Origin of the sequence: Pseudomonas fluorescens NCIMB 11764, assembly GCF_000293885.2 — a bacterium.
Lineage (GTDB): Bacteria > Pseudomonadota > Gammaproteobacteria > Pseudomonadales > Pseudomonadaceae > Aquipseudomonas > Aquipseudomonas fluorescens_B.
In genome coordinates, this window is sequence record NZ_CP010945.1 from 2,559,756 (window position 1) to 2,576,526 (window position 16,771).

The 16,771-nt window shown below is 59.2% G+C and carries 19 protein-coding genes; 9 read left to right on the plus strand and 10 right to left on the minus strand.

From position 1 onward, the window contains the following. The first annotated feature begins 24 nt into the window (after window positions 1–24). The 3 genes from B723_RS11625 (at window position 25) to recX (ending at window position 2,137) form a co-directional block, all read left to right on the plus strand. Window positions 25–525: a CinA family protein gene (locus B723_RS11625; RefSeq protein WP_031318442.1), complete on the plus strand. Its 501-nt coding sequence runs from the start codon at window positions 25–27 to the stop codon at window positions 523–525. Window positions 526–608: 83 nt separating this feature from the next. After that, window positions 609–1,661, plus strand: a complete 1,053-nt coding sequence (gene recA, locus B723_RS11630; protein WP_017336758.1) for a recombinase RecA — start codon at window positions 609–611, stop codon at window positions 1,659–1,661. Between the two features lie 8 nt (window positions 1,662–1,669). After that, window positions 1,670–2,137 (plus strand): recombination regulator RecX, encoded by a 468-nt coding sequence (gene recX / locus B723_RS11635; RefSeq protein ID WP_017336759.1) that lies wholly within the window; start codon window positions 1,670–1,672, stop codon window positions 2,135–2,137. A gap of 43 nt (window positions 2,138–2,180) precedes the next feature. Here the strand turns inward: recX and B723_RS11640 are convergent, their stop codons facing one another. Continuing rightward, window positions 2,181–3,299, minus strand: coding sequence for a TIGR00730 family Rossman fold protein (locus B723_RS11640; RefSeq protein ID WP_017336760.1), 1,119 nt, complete (start codon window positions 3,297–3,299; stop codon window positions 2,181–2,183). A gap of 366 nt (window positions 3,300–3,665) precedes the next feature. Here B723_RS11640 and B723_RS11645 point away from each other — a divergent pair, with 366 nt between their 5' ends. Next, the gene (locus B723_RS11645) at window positions 3,666–3,866 is read left to right on the plus strand and encodes a hypothetical protein (RefSeq protein WP_017336761.1); all 201 of its coding nucleotides are present in this window, start codon (window positions 3,666–3,668) and stop codon (window positions 3,864–3,866) included. Between the two features lies 1 nt (window position 3,867). Here the strand turns inward: B723_RS11645 and B723_RS11650 are convergent, their stop codons facing one another. Beyond that, window positions 3,868–4,293 carry a PA3611 family quorum-sensing-regulated virulence factor gene (locus B723_RS11650; RefSeq protein WP_017336762.1) on the minus strand — a complete coding sequence of 142 codons (426 nt, stop codon included), beginning with the start codon at window positions 4,291–4,293 and terminating at the stop codon, window positions 3,868–3,870. Between the two features lie 188 nt (window positions 4,294–4,481). Between B723_RS11650 and B723_RS11655 the strand changes: the two genes are divergently transcribed. The 3 genes from B723_RS11655 to B723_RS11665 all read left to right on the plus strand — a co-directional run bounded on the left by B723_RS11655 (window position 4,482) and on the right by B723_RS11665 (window position 6,523). Further along, entirely contained in the window at window positions 4,482–5,225 is a 744-nt protein-coding gene (locus B723_RS11655) for a tRNA-uridine aminocarboxypropyltransferase (RefSeq protein WP_017336763.1), read from the plus strand. Window positions 5,226–5,434: 209 nt separating this feature from the next. Next, window positions 5,435–6,085: a response regulator transcription factor ErdR gene (erdR, locus tag B723_RS11660; RefSeq protein ID WP_017336764.1), complete on the plus strand. Its 651-nt coding sequence runs from the start codon at window positions 5,435–5,437 to the stop codon at window positions 6,083–6,085. A gap of 75 nt (window positions 6,086–6,160) precedes the next feature. Beyond that, the gene (locus tag B723_RS11665; RefSeq protein ID WP_017336765.1) at window positions 6,161–6,523 is read left to right on the plus strand and encodes a diacylglycerol kinase; all 363 of its coding nucleotides are present in this window, start codon (window positions 6,161–6,163) and stop codon (window positions 6,521–6,523) included. On the opposite strand, the gene B723_RS11670 is transcribed toward B723_RS11665, so the two are convergent. Next, window positions 6,520–7,446 (minus strand): LysR family transcriptional regulator, encoded by a 927-nt coding sequence (locus B723_RS11670; protein ID WP_031318445.1) that lies wholly within the window; start codon window positions 7,444–7,446, stop codon window positions 6,520–6,522. The two genes, B723_RS11665 and B723_RS11670, sit on opposite strands and share 4 nt — an antisense overlap. A 122-nt stretch (window positions 7,447–7,568) precedes the next feature. On the opposite strand from B723_RS11670, the gene fpr reads away from it, so the two are divergent. Continuing rightward, complete coding sequence (fpr, locus tag B723_RS11675) at window positions 7,569–8,348, plus strand: ferredoxin-NADP reductase (RefSeq protein ID WP_003443014.1); 780 nt, start codon at window positions 7,569–7,571, stop codon at window positions 8,346–8,348. Between the two features lie 132 nt (window positions 8,349–8,480). Here fpr and tsaA read toward each other — a convergent pair whose 3' ends face one another. The 6 genes from tsaA to rimO form a co-directional block, all read right to left on the minus strand. Further along, complete coding sequence (gene tsaA / locus B723_RS11680; protein ID WP_017336767.1) at window positions 8,481–9,179, minus strand: tRNA (N6-threonylcarbamoyladenosine(37)-N6)-methyltransferase TrmO; 699 nt, start codon at window positions 9,177–9,179, stop codon at window positions 8,481–8,483. Window positions 9,180–9,371: 192 nt separating this feature from the next. Then, on the minus strand, window positions 9,372–10,142 hold the full coding sequence (locus B723_RS11685) for an SDR family oxidoreductase (protein ID WP_017336768.1): 771 nt from the start codon (window positions 10,140–10,142) through the stop codon (window positions 9,372–9,374). A gap of 195 nt (window positions 10,143–10,337) precedes the next feature. After that, window positions 10,338–10,808 carry a DUF1456 family protein gene (locus B723_RS11690; protein ID WP_017336769.1) on the minus strand — a complete coding sequence of 157 codons (471 nt, stop codon included), beginning with the start codon at window positions 10,806–10,808 and terminating at the stop codon, window positions 10,338–10,340. Between the two features lie 75 nt (window positions 10,809–10,883). Beyond that, the gene (locus tag B723_RS11695; protein WP_017336770.1) at window positions 10,884–11,594 is read right to left on the minus strand and encodes an rRNA pseudouridine synthase; all 711 of its coding nucleotides are present in this window, start codon (window positions 11,592–11,594) and stop codon (window positions 10,884–10,886) included. 187 nt (window positions 11,595–11,781) lie between these two features. After that, window positions 11,782–12,255 (minus strand): GNAT family N-acetyltransferase, encoded by a 474-nt coding sequence (locus tag B723_RS11700; protein ID WP_017336771.1) that lies wholly within the window; start codon window positions 12,253–12,255, stop codon window positions 11,782–11,784. Window positions 12,256–12,369: 114 nt separating this feature from the next. Continuing rightward, entirely contained in the window at window positions 12,370–13,707 is a 1,338-nt protein-coding gene (gene rimO, locus B723_RS11705; RefSeq protein ID WP_017336772.1) for a 30S ribosomal protein S12 methylthiotransferase RimO, read from the minus strand. Window positions 13,708–13,994: 287 nt separating this feature from the next. On the opposite strand from rimO, the gene B723_RS11715 reads away from it, so the two are divergent. After that, window positions 13,995–15,896, plus strand: a complete 1,902-nt coding sequence (locus tag B723_RS11715) for a potassium transporter Kup (RefSeq protein ID WP_017336774.1) — start codon at window positions 13,995–13,997, stop codon at window positions 15,894–15,896. 209 nt (window positions 15,897–16,105) lie between these two features. Here B723_RS11715 and B723_RS11720 read toward each other — a convergent pair whose 3' ends face one another. Continuing rightward, window positions 16,106–16,411 (minus strand): DUF3077 domain-containing protein, encoded by a 306-nt coding sequence (locus B723_RS11720; RefSeq protein ID WP_017336775.1) that lies wholly within the window; start codon window positions 16,409–16,411, stop codon window positions 16,106–16,108. Between the last annotated feature and the right edge of the window lie 360 nt (window positions 16,412–16,771).

Sequence of the window (16,771 nt, forward strand, 5' to 3'; positions counted from 1 at the left end):
ATTCCGCTCGCTCAGGAGATGACCGTGAAAGAAATCACCCAACTGGCCGCTGAACTTGGCAGGCGCCTTCAGGTTCTCAATGCTCACGTCACGGCGGCCGAGTCCTGTACCGGCGGTGGGATTTCCGAGGCCATCACGCGCATTCCCGGGAGTTCGGCATGGTTCGAGGCGGGTTATGTCACGTACTCCAACCGTCAGAAAACCGAGCAATTGAATGTCCCAGCCGAGTTGTTTGCGACGGTGGGGGCGGTCAGTCGCGAGGTGGTCGAGGCCATGGTGCGAGGTGCGCAGGAAAAAAGCCGGGCGTCTTTTGCCGTGGCGGTCAGCGGTGTAGCAGGGCCGGACGGTGGTTCGCCGAACAAGCCGGTAGGCACGGTCTGGCTGGCGTGGGGGGTGGGTGAGCGGGTCTTCAGCGAGGTGCAGCACTTCCCCGGTAACCGCGACGAGGTCCGCCGACAAACGGTGAAGGCCGCGCTAGAGGGGCTGCTGCGCCATGCCTCTGGAGAAATCTCAAATCAGGGGTAGGCGATACTGAATCGCTGTGGAATAATACTGTCTACTTATACAGGTGTTGGCCGTCAGGCCTTATTGATTACGTGAGGACTTTAATGGACGACAACAAGAAGAAAGCCTTGGCTGCGGCCCTGGGTCAGATCGAACGTCAATTCGGCAAGGGTGCCGTAATGCGTATGGGCGATCAGGACCGTCAGGCGATCCCGGCTATCTCCACGGGCTCTCTGGGGCTGGACATCGCGCTCGGCATTGGCGGTCTGCCAAAAGGCCGTATCGTTGAAATCTACGGTCCTGAATCCTCCGGTAAAACCACACTGACCCTGTCGGTGATCGCCCAGGCTCAGAAAGCCGGCGCGACCTGCGCATTCGTCGACGCCGAACACGCTCTCGACCCTGAGTACGCCGGCAAACTCGGCGTCAACGTCGACGACCTGCTGGTTTCCCAGCCGGACACTGGCGAGCAGGCCCTGGAAATCACCGACATGCTGGTGCGTTCCAACGCGGTTGACGTGATCATCGTCGACTCCGTGGCTGCCCTGGTACCCAAGGCTGAAATCGAAGGCGAAATGGGTGACATGCACGTGGGCCTGCAAGCCCGTCTGATGTCCCAGGCGCTGCGTAAAATCACCGGTAACATCAAGAACGCCAACTGCCTGGTGATCTTCATCAACCAGATCCGTATGAAAATCGGCGTGATGTTCGGCAGCCCGGAAACCACCACCGGTGGTAACGCGCTGAAGTTCTATGCGTCGGTTCGTCTGGACATCCGCCGTACTGGCGCGGTGAAAGAAGGTGATGAAGTCGTCGGTAGTGAAACCCGCGTCAAGGTTGTGAAGAATAAGGTCGCTTCGCCGTTCCGCCAGGCCGAGTTCCAGATTCTTTACGGCAAGGGCATCTACCTCAACGGTGAGATGATCGACCTGGGTGTTCTGCACGGTTTCGTAGAGAAGTCCGGTGCCTGGTATGCCTACGAAGGCACCAAGATCGGTCAGGGCAAGGCCAACTCGGCCAAGTTCCTGGCGGACAACCCGGAAATCGCCGCGAAACTTGAGAAGCAGCTGCGCGACAAACTGCTGACTCCAGCGCCGGACGTCAAAGCATCGCCAGTCAAAGAGACTGAAGATGACCTGGCTGACGCTGATATCTGATTGATCCGATGACCGCCGTACTCGATACACTCGTCGCAGTGCGGCGAACCGCAATGGACCTGCTCGCACGCCGCGAGCATGGTCGAGTCGAGCTGACGCGTAAACTGCGTCAGCGCGGCGCCCTCCCTGAAATGATCGACACTGCACTCGACCGCTTGACGGAAGAAGGCCTGCTGTCCGAATCCCGTTACCTCGAAAGCTTCGTTTCCTACCGTGCCCGTTCCGGCTATGGCCCTTTGCGTATCCGCGAAGAGTTGAGCCAGCGTGGCCTGCAACGCAGCGACATCGAACTCGCGTTACGTGAGAGCGGTATCAATTGGCAGGAACAACTGGAAGACACCTGGCGGCGCAAGTTTTCCGGGCATTTACCGATCGACGCCCGGGAACGTGCCAAACAAGGGCGGTTCCTGAGTTATCGGGGCTATTCCATGGAAATGATCAGCCGCTTGTTCAGCGGCCGAGGGATGGACGATTGACTGAAACGGCTCGCTATTTCGATAGCGGGCCGTTTTTTTTGCCTCACGTAACCTTCGAGGGTTCCCGCGTGCGTTGTTGTGCCTGAGGTTTGGGCTGCGCCCAGTTTTCCGGCAGGTTGATGTAATCCACCAGTTCCCGCAGGCGTCCATGGTCACGCGCGTTGAAGGTAAAGGCCAGGCGTGCAAGGTGGCTGAACTGCGGCTCGTCGTGCTCCTCACCGCTGTAGACATGCTGATGGAAGTGATCGCTCAGGCACAGGTCGGCGAAGGCGTGCTGCATGTGTTCCAGCGCATCGTCACTGAGCTGGTGATTCATGCGGATCACGAACTGATGCTTGAGCCAGCGGCTGGAGTGGAAGTTGCTGTAGAACTGATTGATCTGTTCCACCGCCTCTTCGGCGCTATAGACCAGACTCACCAGCTTCATGTCGGTGGGCAGGATGTAGCGGTTTTCCTCCAGTTGATGGTGAATGAAGTCCAGGGCTCCTTGCCAGAACTTGCCTCCCGGAGCGTCCAGCAGTACCACCGGCACCAGCGGGCTTTTACCGGTCTGGATCAGCGTCAGCACTTCAAGTGCCTCGTCCAGAGTACCGAAACCGCCGGGGCACAGGACCAGCGCATCGGCTTCCTTGACGAAGAACAGCTTGCGGGTAAAGAAGAAGTGGAACGGCAGCAGGTTGGCGGTGCCGTTCACAGTGGGATTGGCATGTTGCTCGAAGGGCAGGGTGATGTTGAACCCCAGGCTGTGTTCCAGGCCGGCACCTTCGTGGGCGGCCGCCATGATGCCGCCGCCGGCACCGGTGATCACCATCAGGTCCGAGCGCGCCAGTGCCGCGCCGAGTTCTCGGGCCAGACCGTATAACGGGTGTTCTATCGGCGTTCGGGCCGAGCCGAACACAGTAACTTTACGCCGCCCCCGGAACTGTTCGAGCACGCGGAAGGCATGTTCCAGTTCGCGCAGGGCTTGCAGGGTGATCTTGGCATTCCAGCGATTGTGATCTTCCTGGGCCATGCGCAGCACGGTCAGGATCATGTCTCGGTAGATCGGGATGTTCGGGCTGTTGGGCGAAACCAGGTTGAGTTGTTCTTCGACCTTGCTGGTGAGGTCGTGGCCGCTTTCTTCGAAATGACGGCTCAGGAGGTCATTCGGTTGGTAAGGCATCAACTTCTCCTTCCATACAGGCTCTGTTGTTCCTTTGGATGAAGGAAACATTCGCATCAAACATCGCAAACCAGGCAGCCCCTTTTCTGCCCTGAAAAGTGAACGGGAATACTATGAATCTAGACCCTCGCGGTGATTTGCGCTGGCCTGATCATTGCGCTGCAAAGTCTTTCCTGGCAACCGCTTAATGACGATTTGCAAGGTGATTTCACCGCTCGTCTGAACGCACGCCGAGTGAGCTGTACTCTGATTTACTGAATAACAGGCGTGACATGACAACTTTGCGTCAATGGCAGGGCGCACGATACAAGCGGTTCAAGGATTTTGTCGCTCAAGCAAGGGCGAAGTGCAAGGAGGCGGGATGCTATGGCCAGAGTCATTCTGGAGATCGATACGCAACTGTATCGATTATTGAAGTCATCGGCCGAGACCAATCATTTGAGTCTTGAAGAGGAGTGCTGCCGGCGTCTGGAGGGAGCCGACCGGCGCTCACGCTATTTGCAGGCGCTTCTGGCAGAACTGCGCGCCGAGGATGAACAGCGGCGCGCCAATTCCCATTCCCCTTGAATTACTTTTTCTTCGCCGGTGTCGCTTTCGGGCAATCCGATTCCTGATAGCTGGCGGAGCCGACCGAGCGGTTGGTCTTCACCTCGGTGAAGTCGTAACGCATGACCGCGCCCTTGGCCATCAGTTTGCGGAACGACGGGTTGTTGCACACAGAGGCGCCCAGTTGGAAATACACGGCTTTGGGGTCAGCGCGCATCTTGTTGGCATGGCTGCTTTGCACGCTCAAGTGGTTGATCAACACATTGCCTTCGGCGGTGTAGCCCTGATCGAGAATGTCTTCGTTGATCGCCCGTGGCGTGCCGACGCTGCTTTGGGCGGCGACGTTGCGCAGCTCTCTGTTGAGATTCTGCTCACTCAAGGACGCAGCCTGAGCGTTGAAGGACGACGCCAGCAGAATGGCAGCGGTGGGAACGATAAGGCGCAACATGAAACTCTCCTGGTTCAGTGACTGGTGCTTCGACCCGTCACATGACTGTGCGTTCAGTGGTGACGAATTATAGGGGAGCCTGTCTGGACGGTACAGGCTTGCGCCGGCCGCTCTGGTAAACTGCCGGCCTTTATGGCCCCCTGAGTGTTATTCGTGCCGAGTTTTCCTGTCTGCCGGTGTTTCCTGCGATGAACCACGCCCCCAACGCCGTAGCCCGCTTGCGTGATCAGCGCGAAGAGGAGGGCATCAAGCCGATTCAGGCCCGTGGCTGGCGGGCACCCCGTTGCCGTGCCTGTCGCGTGATCGAGAGCCATTGCCTGTGCGCGTGGCGTCCGCAGGTCGAGACCCGCTCTGGCGTGTGCCTGATCATGACCAACAAGGAAGTGTTCAAACCGAGCAACACGGGGTGGCTGATCGCTGACGTGGTGCGCGACAACCATGCGTTCATCTGGTCGCGTACGGAAACCGATCCGCAGTTGCTGGCATTGCTCGCCGACCCGCAATGGCAACCGTATCTGGTCTTTCCCGGCGAGTACGTTGCGCCCGAACGAGTGACGAACACGGTCGAAGTCGATAGCGCCAAGCGGCCGCTGTTCATTCTGCTGGACGCGACCTGGACCGAAGCCCGGAAGATATTCCGCAAAAGTCCTTATTTCGATGCGCTGCCGATCCTGAGCCTGTTGCCCGAGAAGCTTTCACGTTATCGGCTGCGCCGGTCGACCCGCAGCGAGCATTTGTGCACGGCCGAAGTGGCGGCGTTGTGCCTCGATCTGGCGGGAGATGGCGCTGCCGCGTCGGCACTGGACGCTTATTTCGATGTGTTCAGCCAGCATTACCTCGATGCCAAACGCCAGCTGGAAATGGACGTCACGACACCGGCACATGCCGAGCTGATGCCTTTCGTGCAGAAAACGGCTGCTGTCTCGGCCTGATTGTCGCCCATACTGCAAAGAACTGTACCGGCCAGACACCTTGACCACCCCGGTTTCGCTGGGCATGCTTGGCGCCGATTAGGGCGCGGCCAAAGTTTGATACGCCGTTTCTTTACGTGAATTGCCACGTGATTGGCGTTGAACGTGCCCTGTTGGTGCAGCTCCGTGGCTGTACCTCGAGTTGTTAGAAAAACAGGATCATTTGAAAAATGGCCACATACGAAATCCTGATTGCCGATGACCACCCTCTTTTTCGTAGCGCCCTGCATCAGGCGTTGACCCTTGGCCTTGGCCCGGACGTCCGTCTGGTGGAAGTGGCTAGCATTGCCGAGCTGGAAACCCGTCTGGACGAAAAGTCCGACTGGGATCTGGTGCTGCTGGACCTGAACATGCCGGGAGCCTACGGTTTTTCCGGGCTGGTGCTGTTGCGCGGTCAGTACCCGCAAATTCCAGTGGTGATGGTGTCGGCCCAGGAAGAGGCCTCGATCATGGTCAAGTCCCGTGAGTTCGGGGCCAGCGGTTTCATTCCCAAATCGAGTGACCTGAGCGTTATCCAGAAAGCCGTACGTGCGGTGCTGGATGGCGATGTGTTCTGGCCGCCCCAGGCGTTTGAAGCAGTCAGCGTTTCCGACGAAGCCAAGGCCGCCAGCGAAGGCCTTGCCAGCCTGACGCCGCAGCAGTTCCGGGTGTTGACCATGGTCTGCGAAGGTTTGTTGAACAAGCAGATTGCCTACGAACTGAGCGTGTCCGAAGCAACAATCAAGGCACACGTCACGGCGATTTTCCGTAAGCTGAATGTGCGCACCCGGACCCAGGCGGCGTTGCTCCTGCAACAACTTGAGTCAATTTCAAGCCACTAAAGGTTGGCCCCTTCACGCTTTTTTGACTTCGGTTGATCTAGCTTTCCCACTCCTTTTTTGGTCAGTTGCCACTTTATGTCCCCTTTCAAAGGCCAGACCGGCCTGAAACGCATCCTCAACGCTTCCGGTTACTCCCTGGACGGCCTGCGCGCAGCCTTCACCGGCGAAGCGGCTTTTCGGCAACTGGTGTTGCTCAATGTCATCCTGATCCCGATTTCGTTCTTTTTGAACGTCAGCCGCGTCGAGCAGGCGCTGTTGATTGCCGTCTGTTTGTTGGCATTGATCGTCGAGTTGCTCAACTCTGCGGTGGAAGCGGCCATTGACCGCATCTCCCTTGAGCTTCACCCGCTGTCCAAGAACGCCAAGGACATGGGCAGCGCCGCCCAGTTCGTAGCGTTGACCATGATCGGGCTGGTGTGGGCGGTGATCCTGCTTTAAGCGATGGTGGGCAGCACGATCTCGTCGCTGCGCTGCACCCCGGCGGTGAAGGCGCGGCACAGGTCGAGGAATTCGCGCATCGCTGACGTCTGATATTTCTGTTTGTGCCAGATGAAGTAGAACTGCCGCGCCAGGTCCAGGTCCGGTGTCTCCACCGGCACCAGGCTGCCGCGGCGGAATGCATCGCGCAGGGCCAGCCGTGAAATGCAGCCAATGCCCAATCCCGACTCTACCGCGCGCTTGATCGCTTCAGTGTGTTCCAGCTCCAGGCGGATATTCAACGCGCTGCGATGGTGACGCATGGCCTGATCAAAGGTCAGCCGCGTACCAGAGCCCTGTTCCCGCAGGATCCACGCCTCATGGCTCAGTTCTTCCATGGTCGCCGTGCCGCGAATGGCCAGCGGGTGCTGGGGCGCGCAGAACACCACCAGCTCATCCTCGACCCAACTCTGTACTTCGATGTCCGGATGGCTGCAGTCGCCTTCGATTAGACCCAGATCAATTTCATAGTGGGCAACTTGCTGCACGATGTTGGCAGTGTTTTGCACGTGCAGCTTCACCTGGCTTTCCGGGTGGAGTTGCATGAAGCTGCCGATCAGCAGCGTGGCGAGGTAATTACCGATGGTCAGCGTCGCGCCGACAGCCAAAGAGCCGAAGCCGGACTTGCCGTTGAGCAGGTCTTCGATTTCCTTGGACTGGTCGAGCAGCGCCACCGCTTGCGGCAACAGCTGTTTGCCGAGGGCGTTGAGACTCAACCGTTTGCCCGCGCGATCGAACAGCTGACAGCTCGACTGGCGTTCCAGTTCGGTGATGGAGGTGCTCGCCGCCGATTGCGACAGGTTGAGCAAGCCCGCAGCACGGGATACGCTTTCCTGCTGGGCGACGGCGACGAAGACTTGAAGTTGACGGAGAGTAAATCGCATATCTATATAACCGATAACCCTTATCTTAATAATCCATTTAACAGATATTGTCGCTGCCATTAGAATGCTATGCAATTGCGCACATCATAGGCGCAGGCAAAATCTCCAGGAGTCCCACGTACATGAGCAACATGAACCACGAGCGTGTCCTCAGTGTTCACCACTGGAACGACACTCTGTTCAGCTTCAAGTGCACCCGCGATCCGGGCCTGCGCTTCGAGAACGGTCAGTTCGTGATGATCGGCCTGCAACAGCCCAACGGCCGGCCGCTCATGCGCGCCTACTCGATTGCCAGCCCGAACTGGGAAGAGCATCTCGAGTTCTTCAGCATCAAGGTGCCTGATGGCCCGTTGACTTCCCAGTTGCAGCATCTGAAGGAAGGCGACGAGATCATCATCAGCAAGAAGCCTACCGGCACGCTGGTGCTGGATGACTTGAAGCCTGGCAAACATTTGTACCTGCTCAGCACCGGTACCGGCCTGGCGCCGTTCATGAGCGTCATCCAGGACCCGGAAACGTACGAGCGTTTCGAAAAAGTGATCCTGTGCCACGGCGTACGTTACGTCAACGAAGTCGCTTACCGCGAATTCATCACCGAGCACTTGCCGCAGAACGAGTTCTTCGGCGAGGCCCTGCGTGACAAGTTGATCTACTACCCGACCGTGACCCGTGAGCCGTTCGAGAACGAAGGTCGCCTGACCGACCTGATGCGCAGCGGCAAGCTGTTCAGCGACATCGGTCTGCCACCGATCAACCCGCAGGACGACCGTGCCATGCTGTGCGGCAGCCCGAGCATGCTCGACGAGACCAGCGAAGTGTTGAACAGCTTCGGCCTGAAAGTTTCGCCGCGGATGCGCGAGCCGGGTGATTACCTGATCGAGCGTGCGTTCGTCGAGAAGTAAGCACAACGCCTGACGGCTTTGCTTTCCCTGTGGGAGCGAGCCTGCTCGCGATAGCGGTGTATCAGTCAGCATTATTGCCGACTGCCACACCGCTATCGCGAGCAGGCTCGCTCCCACAGTGGTTTCTGGCGTTCAGGTTTTTGCGGGAATGACTTCCAGGACGCGGATGACGCCCGCCTCGGGATAATGCCAGCGCACATCCAGATCCCAGAACTGCGCTCCATATTCCCGCTCAGGCGCAGGCGTCTGATACGCCGGCCGTGGATCTTGCGCTAGGCACTGTTCAATCAACTCCACCAGCGGCTCTTCAAGACGCTGAGCGTGGCCATGAGCCTGCTGCAGCGCCGAGTCCGTCCACTGCACGGCAATCAACGGCGGCGCAGCGCTGGCGATGCTGTTGGAGGCTGTGTCGATGATGTCGGCGTAAGGCACGTAGGGTTTTATGTCGAGAATCGGCGTGCCGTCGAGCAGGTCGATGCCGGATATCCACAGGCGATTGGCTTCGACCTTGTCCAGCTTCACCACGGATTGGCCTATGCCATTGGGTCGGTGCGTCGCGCGGGTGGCGAACACGCCCATGGACTTGTTGCCGCCGAGGCGAGGAGGGCGGACTTTAAGGCGGGGTTTTTCTTCCAGGGCCTGGTGGAACAGAAACAGCAGCCAGATATGACTCACTTGCTCCAGGCCTTGCACCGCATCGCCCTGATCGAACGGCGCCACCAGTTCCAGCACGCCGCGAGCGGCCGGGGCCAGTTGTGGCTGGCGCGGGATGGCGAACTTCTCCTTGAAGCAGGAGCGAACGAAGCCGATGGGGGAAACGCTGTAGGTCATGGTTTGCGATCGAGGCGGGAATGAGGGCGAACATGATAGCCCATGCGCACCCTGTGGCGAGGGAGCTTGCTCCCGCTGGGGCGCGAAGCGCCCCCAACCACCTTCACTGGTTTTATCCAGGGGAAACTCGGTGCTGTAGGCGGTTGCTTCGCAACCGAGCGGGAGCACGCTCCCTCGCCACAAAAGCGGGTATCAGAGACTGAACCCACCATCCAGCGGAATAATATTCCCGGTCATATAAGCCCCGGCCGTACTCGCCAGACTGATCGCCAACGCCGCCATCTCTTCCTCGCGCCCCCAGCGCTTCATCGGAATCAGCGCCGTATCGTCCGCCAGCGCCTGTTCATCGTTGCCTATGTGCTGCGTCATCTTGCTCGGAAAACGTCCCGGCGCGATCACGTTGACGTTGATGTGCTGGCTCACCAGCTCCCGCGCCAGAATCCGCGACAATTGGTGCAAGGCCGCTTTGCTCGGCCCATAGGCATACGCCTGTTCGCCGAAGGAAGAAATTCCCGCCACCGAGCCGATGTTGATGATCCGCGCCGGATTGGCTTCTGAACCGGCCTTGCGCAACAGCGGCAAGAACTGCTGGATACAGTTGAACACCGACGTCACGTTGAGCTGCATGACCTTTTCCCAGCCCTTGACCGGGTAGCTTTCCAGGGGCGCGCCCCAGGTGGTGCCAGCGTTGTTCACCAGAATATCCAGATGGTTGATCTGTTCGCCCAGTCGCGTGGCGAGCTGAAGCACACCTTCTTCGGTGGCCAGATTGGCCGCCACGCCGTGGCAGTGACCGAGGGCACTCAGCTCCTCGGCGGTTTGCAGGCAGGCTTCGGCGTCCCGCGAGCAGACGTACACGGTGGCGCCGGCCTCGACATAGGCCTTTGCGATCATTTTGCCGATACCACGGGTGCCGCCGGTCACCAGAGCGGTGCGGCCTTGCAGGGAAAAGTACGGGTGCATGGCGAATCCTGAGAGCTGAGGGTCAATACACCCTAGTCGTCAGCCGCCCGAAGCGGAGCCACTATTTTTGCGAGGAATGAAGCTCTATACAGCCTTGTAGGCGCTGCCGAAGGCTGCGATCTTTTGATCTTGATTTCGAAAATCAAAAGATCGCAGCCTTCGGCAGCGCCTACACAGAAGATCCGCGGGGCGCGCTTACTGCGGGCGAACGCGCAGGGTCAGGCCCTTGAGGAAGTTGCGCAGCAACTGGTCGCCGCACGGGCGATAGTTGGTGTGGCCGAACTTGCGGAACAGCGCGCTCAGTTCTGGCTTGGAGACCGGGAACTCGGCGGCCTTGAGGATCGCGTGCATGTCGTCTTCTTTCAGTTCGAAGGCCACGCGCAGTTTCTTCAGGATGATGTTGTTGGTCACCGGCACTTCGATCGGCTGCGGCGGACGGCTTTCGTCCTTGCCGCGCTTGAAGATCACCAGACCGTCGAGGAAATGCGCCATGACTTCGTCCGGGCAGCGTACGAAACCTTCTTCGTCTTCTTCTTTCTTGTCGAGGTAGGTCAACAGGTCTTCCAGGGACACGTCCATGCCGCCGAGCTTGATGATCTCGATGACTTTCTTGTCGCTGATGTCGAGCATGTAGCGCACGCTGCGCAGTACGTCGTTATGAATCATGGTGTGCAATCCTGATATTCAGCAGTGGGCGCCGCACAAGCCGCGGCGCCGAAATGTATGGCGGCGTGAAAAGCCTTAGAACTTCTCTTTGCCGGACAGGTAGCGCCATTGACCCAACGGCACTTTGCCGATGGACACGCCGCCGATGCGGATGCGGCGGATGGCGACGACCTTCAGGCCGACGGCCTGGCAGAACAGGGCGATCACGCCCGGTTGTGGGTTCTTCATCGCAAAACGCAGGCGGTTTTCGTTCTGCCAGCTGGCTTTGACCGGCGGCAGTTCCTTGCCCTTGTAGGTCAGGCCGTGGTTCAGGCGGTTGAGGCCGTGGGCCACCATGTCGCCTTCAACCTCGACCACATACTCTTGCTCGATTTTCGCGGAGTCGGCGGTGAGCTTGCGCAGGATCTTCCAGTCCTGGGTGAACACCAGCAGCCCGCTGGCGTTGGCCTGCAGGTCAGTGCTGGCGGTCAGGCGCAGGAAATGGCCCTTGAGCGGACGTTTGCTGAAGCGGTGTTCCTCGCTCAGGGTGTCGGCGCTGATGGTCGCCATGGCGGTGTCCGCGTCCATGCCGGCCGGCACGTTGAACAGGATGGTCACCGGCTCCGGCGCGGTGGCCTTGGCCTCCGGGTCGAGCTCGACTTTCTGGGTGTCGACCTTGAACTGCGGCTCGTCGATGACTTCGCCGTCCACGGTGACCCAGCCGCCCTCGATGAACAGCTCAGCCTCCCGACGGGAACAGCCGACGAGTTCGATGAGGCGTTTGGAGAGACGAATCGGGTCAGTCATGACAGGGCCGTAACAAAAAAGGGGTGAGCATTGTACCTGCTGGGCGCCGGTTAATCCCGGCTCCATTTCAGTACGGTTGAATTTCCTGTGGGAGCTGGCCTGCCCGCGATTCAGACGCTACGGTTTGTCGGATACACCGAGGTGATGCAATCGCTGGCAGGCCAGCTCCCACTGGGGTTCTATGGTGTCAGCCATTGCGCGTCCGTTGTTGCGCCTGGCGCAGCCGCATGTGCAACAGCGGATAAGGCTGGCCCATGCCGTCGACCTCCGAGCGGCCGATCACCTCGAACCCTTGTTTGAAGTAGAACCCCAGCGCCTGCGGGTTCTGCTCGTTGACGTCCAGTTCATCGGCGTTCAGGTGTTCCATGGCGTAACGCAGCAACTGTTTGCCCAGGCCCTGGCCGCGATGAGCGGGGTCGATGAAGAGCATTTCGATCTTGCCCGCCGCGACGCCGGCGAACCCGGTGATGCGCTGGCGCGCGTCCTTGGTGCAGATCAGCATGACCGCGTCGAGGTAGCGGGTCAGCACCAGGTTCTTCAACAGTTCGATGTAGCTGTCCGGCAGAAAGTCATGGGTGGCGCGCACCGAGGCCTCCCAGACTTGCGTCAGTTCCTGATAATCGCTCTGTTTCGGTGTGTGAATGACCGAATGTTGGCGCATGGCCGAATGCCCCTTTTCACCGATGGTTGTGCGAGTCCTTTCTTCCACAAAACGATAGACGTAAAAAAGCCCCGCATCTCGTCAAGAGAGCAGGGCTTTTCGTATTTTTTGCGTTTAGATCTGTTCAGCCCACAGGTCGTATTCGTCGGCGTCGGTCACTTTGCACCAGACCTTGTCACCTGGCTTGAGGTTGCTGCCGTTGTCGATGAACACGTTGCCGTCGATTTCCGGGGCATCGAAGAAGCAGCGGCCAACGGCGCCTTGCTCGTCGACTTCATCGACCAGCACTTCGATTTCACGGCCGACGCGCATTTGCAGACGCGCCGAGCTGATGGCCTGCTGGTGCGCCATGAAGCGGTCCCAGCGGTCTTGCTTGACGTCGTCCGGAACGATGGCCGCGTCCAGCAGATTGGCCGGTGCGCCTTCGACCGGCGAGTACTGGAAGCAGCCGACGCGGTCGAGCTGGGCTTCGGTCAGCCAGTTCAGCAGGTACTGGAAGTCTTCTTCGGTTTCGCCGGGGAAACCGACGATGAAGGTCGAACGGATGATCAGGTCCGGGCAGATCTCGCGCCAGTTCTTGATGCGCGCCAGGGTCTTGTCTTCGAACGCCGGGCGTTTCATGGCTTTCAGGACTTTCGGGCTGGCGTGCTGGAACGGGATGTCCAGGTACGGCAGGATCTTGCCGGCAGCCATCAGCGGGATCAGCTCGTCGACGTGCGGGTACGGGTAGACGTAGTGCAAGCGCACCCAGACGCCGAGGGTGCTCAGGGCTTCGCAGAGTTCGGTCATGCGGGTTTTCACCGGCGCACCATTCCAGAAACCGGTGCGGTATTTCACGTCGACGCCGTAGGCGCTGGTGTCCTGCGAGATCACCAACAGCTCTTTGACGCCGGCCTTGACCAGGCGCTGGGCCTCGTCGAGCACGTCACCGACCGGACGGCTGACCAGTTTGCCGCGCATCGACGGGATGATGCAGAAGCTGCAGCTGTGGTTGCAGCCTTCGGAAATCTTCAGGTACGCGTAGTGGCGCGGGGTCAGCTTGATGCCTTGCGGCGGTACCAGGTCGATCAGCGGGTTGTGATCCTGACGCGGCGGCACGACGTCGTGCACGGCATTGACCACTTGCTCGTACTGCTGCGGACCGGTCACGGCCAGCACGCTTGGGTGCACGTTGCGGATAGTGCCTTCTTCGACACCCATGCAGCCGGTCACGATGACCTTGCCGTTTTCCTTGATGGCTTCGCCGATCACTTCCAGGGATTCGGCCTTGGCCGAGTCGATGAAGCCGCAGGTGTTGACCACCACGACATCGGCGTCCTGGTAGGTGGACACAACGTCATAACCTTCCATGCGCAGCTGGGTAAGGATGCGCTCGGAGTCGACCAGTGCTTTGGGGCAACCCAGGGATACGAAGCCAACCTTTGGATTGGCCGGCGCAGGAGTGGTGGACATGTCTAACCTCGGTATTTGTGACGCCTCCAGCCGAAGACGGCAAGGCGACAAACGGGCGCTTGCTGCGCCTCTGATCAAAAAGTGCGCAATTCTAGCGATGAGACGTTCAATTGACCAGCTTTATGGAGGGAAATACGACGAGTGCTGCGCTATGCTTCGCGCCGTTACGCTTTACCGATTTTTTACAGTCAACAAAACGTCTGTAACCATAAGTAAAACAGCGCATGCTGCATGACAAAGCATAGTGCTTCTTTAAAGAAGTCCGGTCTGGGTAGTGGGAGTGTTGGATGGGTCAGGCAAGTAGTCAGGCAGCGAGCGCCGGGCATTCGGCGGCAAAGCCGATCGGCATGCTGGTCGCGGCGGTCGGGGTGGTTTATGGCGACATCGGCACGAGCCCGCTGTACACCCTCAAAGAAGTGTTTTCCGGTGGCTACGGTGTGCCGGTCAACCATGACGGCGTGTTGGGCATCCTGGCACTGATCTTCTGGTCGCTGATCTGGGTCGTCTCGATCAAGTACATGATGTTTGTGCTGCGTGCCGACAACCAGGGCGAAGGCGGGATCATGGCGTTGACCGCGCTGGCCCGGCGGGCGGCGTCGGGGCATAAGAAATTGCGGACGTTGCTGGTGGTCTGCGGGCTGATCGGCGCGGCGCTGTTTTATGGCGACAGCATGATCACCCCGGCGATTTCCGTGCTCTCGGCGATTGAAGGCCTCGGACTGGCCTTCGAAGGCATCGATCATTGGGTGGTGCCGCTGTCGTTGATCGTGCTGGTGGCGCTGTTTTTGATCCAGAGCCACGGCACCGCGCGTATCGGCATTCTGTTCGGGCCGATCATGGTCACCTGGTTCCTGGTCCTGGGCGCGCTGGGCATCTACGGCATCGTGCAGCACCCGGAAGTGTTGCAAGCGATGAACCCGGTCTGGGGTGTACGTTTCTTCACCCAGCATCCGGGCATGGGCGTGGCGATCCTCGGCGCGGTGGTGCTGGCATTGACCGGCGCCGAAGCGCTGTACGCCGACATGGGCCACTTCGGGCGCAAGCCGATTGCCCGCGCCTGGTTCATCCTCGTGCTGCCGGCGCTGGTGCTTAACTACTTCGGCCAGGGTGCGTTGCTGCTCGGTGATCCGGAAGCGGCGCGTAACCCGTTCTATCTGTTGGCGCCAAGCTGGGCGTTGATTCCATTGGTGGGGTTGTCGACCCTGGCCACGGTGATTGCCTCGCAGGCGGTGATTTCCGGTGCGTTCTCCCTGACTCGTCAGGCGATCCAGCTTGGCTACATTCCGCGCATGCACATCCGACACACCTCCAGCGCCGAACAGGGCCAGATCTACATCGGTGCGGTGAACTGGGCGCTGATGGTCGGCGTGATCCTGTTGGTGCTCGGCTTCGAATCCTCTGGCGCCCTGGCTTCGGCCTATGGCGTGGCGGTGACGGGTACGATGCTGATGACCACCATCCTGGTGTCGGCGGTGATGTTGCTGCTGTGGAAATGGCCGCCAGTCCTTGCCGTGCCGGTGTTGATTGGTTTCCTGCTGGTGGACGGTCTGTACTTCGCGGCCAACGTGCCGAAAATCGTTCAGGGCGGGGCCTTCCCGGTGATCGCCGGTATTGCGCTGTTCGTGCTGATGACCACCTGGAAACGCGGCAAGCAGTTGCTGGTAGAGCGCATGGACGAAGGCGGGCTGCCGCTGCCGATTTTCATCAGCAGTATTGCGGTACAACCGCCGCATCGTGTTCAGGGCACCGCCGTGTTCCTGACTGCGCGCCCGGATGCTGTGCCTCATGCGCTGTTGCACAACCTGCTGCATAACCAGGTACTGCACGAGCAAGTGGTGCTGTTGACCGTGGTGTACGAAGACATCCCGCGAGTACCGCCGACGCGGCGCTTCGAGGTCGATTCCTACGGCGAAGGGTTCTTCCGGGTGATCCTGCACTTTGGCTTCGTCGACGAACCGGACGTGCCGCAAGCGCTCAAGCTGTGTCATCTCGATGACCTCGACTTCAGCCCGATGCGCACCACCTACTTCCTCAGCCGCGAGACGGTCATCGCCTCCAAACTCGAAGGCATGGCGCGTTGGCGCGAGGCGTTGTTTGCGTTCATGTTGAAGAATGCCAATGGCAATCTGCGGTTCTTCAATCTGCCGTTGAACCGGGTGATTGAGTTGGGGACGCAGGTCGAGATGTAAGCCCGCGACATCAAAAAGCCCCCGTTGCCAGTGCGGCAGCGGGGGCTTTTTTGTGTCTTGCACTTGATCCGAGCTTCGCGCAGCCCCCTGTGGGAGCCTGCTCGCGAAAGCATTCTGTCAGTCACAGGTATATTGGATGTACCGCCGTCATCGCGAGCAGGCTCGCTCCCACAAGGAATCTTGGCGCCTGCTGATTTGGGCTCATGCCATCATTTTTTAGATTCGGTTTTCGTCGCAGCCGGTCGCTCCAACACTTTCACCGCATCATCCACCACGGCCTTGCTCATCGCCGTCAGATAATGTGCGGCCCAGATATGGCGGTCGGTATCACGATTAAAGGCAGCATCTCGGGTCAGTTCCTTGGCCAGGAACAGAAAATCGGAGGCCATGGCTAGCGCATCGCCGAGGGGAACGTCTCGCGTGACATGGAACAGCGGTTGGTTTGAACAGTAGATGAAGGGGGTGAGGCCAATGGTTTTTAATTCTGAGGCTTCGGACTGTTTTGTATTTGTCATGGTTTTACTCCAGGGTTCGAGGAGCTGCCACATTCGTTTCCAAGCGAATGGGTGGCAGCTGTACGCAGGTTGGAAAACCGGGAACCAAGGAACCGGCACGCCCGAGGGCGTCCCACGCACAGCCGCCATTACTCTAGATTGCAGCCATAAAATCGGTTGCATTCATGCAGGGGGCTCTAGCGCTTTGATTCGACGGGTTTCCAAGCCCGATCGCTGAATGGTCAGCGACGTCCGGAGACTATCCCGTCAAAGAAAAGCGCAACAAGGCATCAAAGTGCCCACAAAACACGATTCGGAGTTTGCCTACAAGGTCTGCGGGCGTCATCTGATATTGCGTCACCTTAAGTAAACAAAACTAAA

Coding starts and splice junctions, on each gene's coding strand:
- B723_RS11715 (WP_017336774.1), top strand. CDS start 13,995: ATGGGTCAGGCAAGTAGTCAGGCAGCGAGCGCCGGGCATTCGGCGGCA.
- B723_RS11670 (WP_031318445.1), bottom strand. CDS start 7,446: ATGCGATTTACTCTCCGTCAACTTCAAGTCTTCGTCGCCGTCGCCCAG.
- fpr (WP_003443014.1), top strand. CDS start 7,569: ATGAGCAACATGAACCACGAGCGTGTCCTCAGTGTTCACCACTGGAAC.
- B723_RS11655 (WP_017336763.1), top strand. CDS start 4,482: ATGAACCACGCCCCCAACGCCGTAGCCCGCTTGCGTGATCAGCGCGAA.
- B723_RS11695 (WP_017336770.1), bottom strand. CDS start 11,594: ATGACTGACCCGATTCGTCTCTCCAAACGCCTCATCGAACTCGTCGGC.
- B723_RS11690 (WP_017336769.1), bottom strand. CDS start 10,808: ATGATTCATAACGACGTACTGCGCAGCGTGCGCTACATGCTCGACATC.
- B723_RS11685 (WP_017336768.1), bottom strand. CDS start 10,142: ATGCACCCGTACTTTTCCCTGCAAGGCCGCACCGCTCTGGTGACCGGC.
- tsaA (WP_017336767.1), bottom strand. CDS start 9,179: ATGACCTACAGCGTTTCCCCCATCGGCTTCGTTCGCTCCTGCTTCAAG.
- recA (WP_017336758.1), top strand. CDS start 609: ATGGACGACAACAAGAAGAAAGCCTTGGCTGCGGCCCTGGGTCAGATC.
- recX (WP_017336759.1), top strand. CDS start 1,670: ATGACCGCCGTACTCGATACACTCGTCGCAGTGCGGCGAACCGCAATG.
- B723_RS11665 (WP_017336765.1), top strand. CDS start 6,161: ATGTCCCCTTTCAAAGGCCAGACCGGCCTGAAACGCATCCTCAACGCT.
- B723_RS11645 (WP_017336761.1), top strand. CDS start 3,666: ATGGCCAGAGTCATTCTGGAGATCGATACGCAACTGTATCGATTATTG.
- B723_RS11700 (WP_017336771.1), bottom strand. CDS start 12,255: ATGCGCCAACATTCGGTCATTCACACACCGAAACAGAGCGATTATCAG.
- B723_RS11640 (WP_017336760.1), bottom strand. CDS start 3,299: ATGCCTTACCAACCGAATGACCTCCTGAGCCGTCATTTCGAAGAAAGC.
- B723_RS11650 (WP_017336762.1), bottom strand. CDS start 4,293: ATGTTGCGCCTTATCGTTCCCACCGCTGCCATTCTGCTGGCGTCGTCC.
- rimO (WP_017336772.1), bottom strand. CDS start 13,707: ATGTCCACCACTCCTGCGCCGGCCAATCCAAAGGTTGGCTTCGTATCC.
- erdR (WP_017336764.1), top strand. CDS start 5,435: ATGGCCACATACGAAATCCTGATTGCCGATGACCACCCTCTTTTTCGT.
- B723_RS11720 (WP_017336775.1), bottom strand. CDS start 16,411: ATGACAAATACAAAACAGTCCGAAGCCTCAGAATTAAAAACCATTGGC.